7 protein-coding genes are annotated in these 7,507 nt (G+C 35.5%); 2 read left to right on the top strand and 5 right to left on the bottom strand.

Going from position 1 to position 7,507, the window contains the following annotated elements; translation table 11 throughout:
• Both PLA12_11755 and PLA12_11750 read right to left on the bottom strand, forming a co-directional pair.
• A partial coding sequence (locus PLA12_11755; protein ID HOQ33172.1) for an amino acid carrier protein occupies positions 1-766 on the bottom strand: 766 nt, incomplete at its 3' end.
• 35 nt (positions 767-801) lie between these two features.
• Positions 802-2,271 (bottom strand): MFS transporter, encoded by a 1,470-nt coding sequence (locus PLA12_11750; protein HOQ33171.1) that lies wholly within the window; start codon positions 2,269-2,271, stop codon positions 802-804.
• Positions 2,272-2,402: 131 nt separating this feature from the next.
• Between PLA12_11750 and PLA12_11745 the strand changes: the two genes are divergently transcribed.
• Both PLA12_11745 and PLA12_11740 read left to right on the top strand, forming a co-directional pair.
• On the top strand, positions 2,403-3,713 hold the full coding sequence (locus PLA12_11745; protein ID HOQ33170.1) for a DUF58 domain-containing protein: 1,311 nt from the start codon (positions 2,403-2,405) through the stop codon (positions 3,711-3,713).
• A 2-nt stretch (positions 3,714-3,715) separates the two neighbouring features.
• Positions 3,716-5,452, top strand: a complete 1,737-nt coding sequence (locus PLA12_11740; GenBank protein ID HOQ33169.1) for a DUF4129 domain-containing protein — start codon at positions 3,716-3,718, stop codon at positions 5,450-5,452.
• A gap of 18 nt (positions 5,453-5,470) precedes the next feature.
• On the opposite strand, the gene PLA12_11735 is transcribed toward PLA12_11740, so the two are convergent.
• The 3 genes from PLA12_11735 to PLA12_11725 form a co-directional block, all read right to left on the bottom strand.
• Entirely contained in the window at positions 5,471-6,334 is an 864-nt protein-coding gene (locus PLA12_11735) for a hypothetical protein (protein ID HOQ33168.1), read from the bottom strand.
• 20 nt (positions 6,335-6,354) lie between these two features.
• The gene (locus PLA12_11730) at positions 6,355-6,750 is read right to left on the bottom strand and encodes a cyclophilin-like fold protein (protein HOQ33167.1); all 396 of its coding nucleotides are present in this window, start codon (positions 6,748-6,750) and stop codon (positions 6,355-6,357) included.
• A gap of 12 nt (positions 6,751-6,762) precedes the next feature.
• Positions 6,763-7,507, bottom strand: a 745-nt coding sequence (locus tag PLA12_11725) for a hypothetical protein (GenBank protein HOQ33166.1), incomplete at its 5' end; no start/stop codon positions are given.

Below are 7,507 nucleotides of genomic sequence, written 5' to 3'. Positions count from 1 at the left end.
CTCCTAAAAAGCCTCCCAATGCAGATTGCCCTGTAAATGCTGATTTAAATATTAGGATAATAGAATCCGGGACATTTCGATAATGAATTATCAAAATTCCAATGCATCCCAAAAGATAGAAAACCACCATAAATGGGACTAATAGTTCACAAACACGAGCAATACTTTTAATTCCGCCCAAGATGACTAATCCCGTTAGAAATGCGACAATACAACCTGTTAAAAGTGTAGGAATTTTATAGGACTCATTTAACATATTGGACATGGCGTTGGATTGCACCATATTCCCAATTCCAAATGATGCAATTACAGTAAAAAGAGCAAAAAGAAATGCAAAAAATTTAGAATGGAGGCCTCTTTCCAAAACATACATAGGTCCTCCTACAAATTCCCCGTTTTCATTTTGTATCCTGAATTTAATAGACAAAACTGCTTCGGAATATTTCGTAGCAAATCCTAAAATTCCTGTGAGCCACATCCAGAAAACAGCACCCGGACCTCCTGCGGATATTGCAGTTGCTACACCTATAATATTTCCTGTGCCAACGGTAGCGGCAAGGGCTGTCATTAAAGAAGCGAAATGACTAATTTCTCCCGGTTCCTTTTGGGCAGGTAAAAAAGAATACCGTATCGCAGTTGTTATATATTTTTGAATAAAACGCAATCGGATTGTTAGAAAAATATGCGTTCCTAACAGTAGGATAATAGCAGGATAGCCCCATATATAGTCCGATATTGACGATAGGAAATGTTCTATCCCTTGCAACGAAATGTATCCTGAAAGTTTTTATTAATGATGTATTAACCAGTTATTTTTTCGGCTTTATATCCACCTTGCATGACATCTCTTCCATAAATAAGACCGAAAACAATTACAAGAATAATGCAAAGTGCGGAAACATATCGGAAAGCAATACGCCCTCCATATAGTTCAGCAGGATTTAATAGTTCCTTTGCTGATTTACTTATCTCAGATTGTTCTGGAGCTAACAAGAGAATAGCCCTTAAAAGGTTTGCTGTTTTAATTTCTGGAAGTTTTTTGTTAGTTGCGAAATAATTTTCTACTTCTTTAGCATCTTCTATAAGGGTATTAATTGCGGCCAGTTCTTTTCCGGTTTTATTTTTTATGTATTCCGGAAATACTTTAGATACTTCTTGAACTACTGCAACAGTTTTTTGTGCATCAAACTTTTCATGTCCGTAGTAATCTGCCACTCTACCCATTAAAGGTATGGTTAAAAGACCTACCGCAATATTTCCTGCTACACCTAATAAGGCAAGGGCAAATTCACCGCCTTTAGGAACTCTTTCTGCAGCAACACCTAACATAGTAGGCCAGAAATAACAAACACCTAATGCAAAGATAGTATCAGCGATGAATATGGAAGTATAGGTACTGGCAAAACTAAGCATGTAAAGCCCTATACCCGATAAAATAGATGAACTCAACAACATTCCCGTTGGAGATAGTTTGTTTACGACAGGACCCGAAAATTGTCTTAACAATGCCATTAATAGACTTGTCCACACTAAAACCAACATTCCCGGAATTCCACCGGATTCGAGAACAGAAGGAATCCAACGATTGGGTCCCAATTCAACAGAAGCCGTCATCATCATGCAGATAAATAAAAGGATAAATAAGGGTCTCCCTAATGTTTCTTTAATCATTTCACCAAAACTTACACCCGATTGAGCCCGTTCTGTTACAGGAAAATTTTCCATGAGCATAATAAACGCGTAAGAGAATGCAGGAATTAAAATAGAACCTACTTTAAGTTGCCAGGATGTAATACCTGCCTTGTCAAGGAAATAACAGAGCAATCCACCAATCACGATACCACCCGGAAACCATACATGAAATTGATTTAACTTTTGTGTTTTTCGGTCAGGATATAAAGTAGCCACTAATGGATTACAAGCCCCTTCTACAAGTCCATTGGCAAAGGCAATTGTTAATGCTCCAAAAAATAACATCCAGAAACCATTCGCAAAAATCATAAGGGATATACCACTAACAAAAAATAGGAATGCAAGACGAAGTAAAAATCGAATTCCCAGTACGGAGCAGAGAGGTCCAAAAATTAAAATGGATATAGGGAATCCCCAAAGTCCGGCTCCACCTATCCAACCTACCTGTTCGTTAGTTAAAAGAAATTGTTGCTTTAAGGGGTTCATAATAGCACTTAATACAGCGAAGGTCATTGCTGTGGCTATAAGGGCTACACAACTACCTACAAATAATTTTGTGGTTTTAATTTCTTGGCTCATTTTTAATCTCCTTGCATAAGTTTATTTTATTACTTATTTCTTTTGAATTACTTTGACCAATAATGAAAGAATATTTTATCAATTATTAAGGATTTTAATGTTTTATGTCAAAAAAATGTGAACGGAAGTAAATGGATAAACGAAATTATATTGTATCAAAACTATTCTGGATAATTTTACTTGCATTTATCCTATCATTAGGCTTTTTATTCAAGAGTATGTATCTGGTTTATGCAATTTATGTTTTTTTGATGATTTTTGTAATTTCTGATTTTCTGAACAGGTTATGGTTAAAAATCATAGAGTGTAATCGCTCTGTTGGTCCTTTGATTATCAATGAAGGGCAGGAAGTAGAAGTAACTGTTTTTGTTCGTAACAAATTTTGGTTACCTGTACCATGGGTATATGTGGAGGATATTATTCCTTCGGGAAGTGAATGTATAGGGTCGAATGCACAATTTTTAATGCTCATGCCTGATGAAATGGTTACAATTTCTTACAAGTTGCGATTTCCAAGACGGGGTTATCATAAGATTGGTCCTTTGATGTTAGAAACAGGGGATTTCTTTGGATTACAAAGACGCTTCCGAACAGATGATAAGCAAGAATATATAACTGTATTACCTTCTGTGGTATATATAAAAAGTTTTCAAGTATCCACGAGGAGACCACATGGACCTGTAAGAGTGTCCCATAAAATTTATGAAGACCCAACACGAATTTATGGAATACGGGAATATGTGCCTGGAGACCCCATAAAATCCATTCATTGGAAAGTTTCTGCTAAAGCAAATAAATTACAAGTAAAAACCTATGAACCCGCAACTGTATTAGGTGCCACTCTTGCTATAGATATGTTTGAAGATAACTACCTTCCACAGAATCGAGAAGAACGAATGGAATTGGCTATAACAACGACAGCCTCTATTGCTTATCTTCTTTACCTTTCCGGTGAACCTGTAGGTTTGGTTACCAATGGACTTGATGCAAGTGATACAGCAAAATACCAAAGAGACTCCGAAACATCTCTTGCTCGTGATGACCTGATTACAAAATTGGTCCAGGAAATACAACCAGAGCGTATAAGTCCTCTTATGGTTCCTACCAAAAGGTCTCCTGTTCAATTACAAAAAATATTAGAAAATCTTGCGAGAATTGTTCCCAATAAAATAGTGAGTATGACTTATCTCTTACAAATAACTGCACCTCATATTCCAAGAGATAACGCTCTTGTTTTAATAGTTCCCCAAGTTTCAGATGATCTTGCTTCAGTTATTGAAAATATGAAAGCAAGGGGATTTATTGTTAATGTTTTTATTATTAAAGATGACAATGCCTATCAAGAAGCAGTTATCAAATTAGGAAAATTAGGAATTTTCGTTTTTCATATACAACATGAACAGGATTTGTTTTATATAGCACCTCAAAGGATTGGAGTCTAATAATGAGAATTCCAGAATGGATGGAAGATGGCAGTTTATCGTGGAGTGAAAAAGAAGAAAAGCCTTCTTCTAAAGTAGCAAATGAAGAAACGCCTCCACCCCGAATTCCTGTCCGTGAAGATTTTTTAGATATAAATCTAACAAGAAACAAAAAAATTGGAGGTATGGATTTTCAAGCAAAATGGACACTTACCGATACACTTCTTAGTATTATCAATCCCTTTCTTATTTTAATATTACTATGGTCTATTGTATTTTTCCTGTTAGATGTTCGATACATATATACAGCGGTTAATGATAGTAATTTAAGATTTGTTGTTTTTTGTTTTATTTTGGGTGTTGTGGCTGTAAACAGGATTTTTGCAACGGAAAGTGTAGAAGATGGGGTTGTTTATGGTTTCGCTTTGGGCTTAACAATAAGTTTTTATGTTATGGTTAGCACCTCTGCATACGGAACAGGTTCCTTCATATACAACCTTGTTACGGGGAATAACTTTATGGCTTTCCTGTCAAATATGGGCGTTGTAATATTCTTGTGGTGGCTTACGAATAGGATAACTTATGAATGTTGTATTGATGAGAATATAAGTGCAGGAGAAATCGGTATAGCCACCAGTCTGAGTAAGGCATTCGAAAAAAGTAGAGAACAAAAATCCCGAAAAAAATCTAAAACGACAGGTCCCGATTTGTTTTACGAATTGGAAGCGGTTGACCCTACACAACTAACTTTTAAAGAACCTTCAGTGAAAGATATTACATACAGTATTATGGGACTTGGAGACCGCCTTTCCAAAATTCCCGCAGGTATATCAATATTGTTCTTTAGCATTCCTGTTATGGGGATTTTTTCTTTAGGACTTCGTATCCTTGTAAATGGAGGTCAGGAGATAATCAATGCTGGATGGTTTTATCTTGTGCTATATGTCTTTTCCGCTTTATTGCTCCTTGTAATGACAAGTCTTGGAGGACTTAGGGAATATTATAAAGTGCGAAGAGTTTCTGTCCCTTCTTTGTTAGGTATTACATGGGTTATTTCAGGATTGTCAATAATTATTATTGCTATGGTAGCTTCTGCCTATCTTCCATTACCTGCATTGCCCAAACCTTTTTATGTTGCAGAACATCAAGCAGACCCATGGGTTCGTGGAAGTGCCTTCAAATTAAATCCTGTTGTGGCAACTCCTACGGAAATATGGCAACAACAGATGTTACTTCAAAAATTAGGATATGTGATAATCACAATTCTTGTCCTTGTGAGTGTATGGGTTCTATTTCAAGCAGTTAAAAGAATGTTTGTAAAATGGTTGCAGATGTCTGTGCAAAAAGGTAAAATTGGATTTCAATGGTTAAAAAGATTTATTGAACGAAGACCAAAACAGTTAAAAATCAGGAAGAGGGTATCGGTTAATAAATCCAAATCCATTAAATTTGTGAGTTCATTATCCCATCCTGAAATGAGCAAAAAATTTAACCCTAATGAACATATAGAATATGCCTATTTAGCACTCTGTGCGTTGGCAGAAGATTTAGGTGTCCCGAAAAAACATAGCGAAACGCCATTAGAATTTTTACAAAATTTACCGCAGAGTTTAGAAGTATTACGCGAAGAAATAGAAGAAATTACTCAGTTGTATCAAATAGCCGCTTTTTCTCCAATAGTTTTTGATGAGAAGATTCTTGACCGTTTACGCAAGTTCTGGATTTCATATAATCGAGTGAGAAACAGGGTTGTTTATTGAGAAAAGTCTCCACCACTTTTATTTTCTTGTTAATTGTTTTAGTAACATTTCTGCTTTTTGATGTTCTCCGCAATTTTTTAATAAATCAATAGCAAGGTCATATCTTTTTTCTAAAATCATTTGCTGACTTAAAGGTTCTAAAAGAGATTTTTTATACTTATCAGGGATGTTATGAATCCCATTTTTATAGATATATTGAATGATTTTGTTAAAAAAAATTGCTTTTTCCTGAGGGTTATTATTTAAAGTATTCATCCACTTTAACCATAATGAAACAGCTCTTTTATAATACCCCACTTCCCACCACAGGAAACTTGCTATATCCAGTTTTCCCTCCCTTTCCAACCATTTTCCTGCTTTTTTAGTCTTTCCAATGCTTACCAATAACTGGACAGCCTGTTGAGGTTCATTGGCTCTTAGTAATAACTTTGCCGAATACTCCGTTTTGCCTGCCTTGGCATATTCTGTTGCGGCTCTTTTTAACATCCCTGCTTTTTCAAATGCCCAACCTGCCTCTTTATATTTCTGCATGGATACATATACTTCACCCAACTGGTCATATTTTTTCTCTTTCTTCAATCGTTCGATAGTTTGTTGAGGTGCTTTTAAGGATTCTAATTGTTGAATAAACTCTGATTCTTTATCTACAGTTTCTGATGAAGGAGGAATAACGGGTGTGCTTTCAGATATAAATTCTCGTCTTCGCCAAAATTTATAAATCCTGAGATAAATTTCGTAAATTAATAAGAGAATAAAAAAAGTAATAGCACCTTTTACTACTATCGGTGCCCAGGGTTCTATCAGTTCATAACCAGTAATATCCTCTGTTTTGGAGATAATCTTGCCTAAAAATTCATTCCAATACCAATAAAAAACCTTCAATCCTATATCTCCGAATAAGGTTATGATTTAGTTCCGTTAGATTTCTGAATTTTTATTTTGGTGGCTTCTTTAACAGAAAATAAGGGGTCAATCGGACTTAAAATTTTACCGATTATGTTTACATCCGTGATAAGCCTACACTCATTTCCTATTGAAACAGGTGTTTTCCCGAAAGGTATCGCAATAGAATTGCCTTCTACCCAAAAACAAATAGTCCCTGGCGGAACAACATCCGTTGCGTTTTCTTCCAGCGTTGTTTTTATAGGAACTTCAAAGTATATTTCATTTCCCCAACGATGGGTTATAGAATGAACAGGAAGTATTTCCCATAACTTACTGGCAGTGGGAGAATCATTCAATACCCCTTTCAATGTACAACCTTCCCATGAGATAAGAATAATTCTCTCATTGTTCATAATTCTAACCTGCTATATGGTTGCTTTTATTTTCAACAAATACCAGGCATCATTATTATACATACACATTTCAGGAATATTAGGTAATATTTTTGAAAGAGTTTTAACAGCGTCTATTTTCAAAAGGTCAGGATTGTTGGCGAAGAATGTATTCATGGCATTTGCATCGTTAGAGATAAATCCATACGGGCAGGTATTTTGCATGTTTTGATTGGTGTTTTCCTGAGGAGGTTGGGAAATTTTTTCAATGACTTGGGCAAGTTGGTCTTTATTATTTGTTACAATCACATGAGGAGATTTTAAACCAATATAAAAAGATAGAGGAATTTTTGCCAATTTTTGCAAATCGGCTTTTAATACCTCAAATCCGTTTATAGGTTCTTCGGCTACTGCTGTAATACCTAATAGAGATTTCAAGGTATCTATTTGGTTACACATAGTGATTAGAATAATACCCGGCATATCTCCTTCCGTAGGAGGTAATATTCCAATAGATAGTTCATCCTGAAACAAAGGTGAGTTAATTAAACCACCAATACGACCTAAACTATTCTTTAATTTTCCCGATGAATCCTGTCGTGGAAGTTGCATAAGCAAGTTTTTTAAACTATTGGTTATTGCGAGGTCGAATTTTACGATTGTATTATCGGGCAGGAAAGTAGCCGCTTTTAATACAGGTAATGAAGGGTTATTGGATAGCTTCTGAGCGGAATGGATGGCAATTGCAACTTCATGAAAATTATCTTCGGGATTAATA

The sequence above is a fragment of the Candidatus Hydrogenedens sp. genome, assembly GCA_035378955.1.
In the GTDB taxonomy this organism is placed as follows: domain Bacteria; phylum Hydrogenedentota; class Hydrogenedentia; order Hydrogenedentales; family Hydrogenedentaceae; genus Hydrogenedens.
This window is presented reverse-complemented; position numbering and strand designations above follow the sequence as displayed.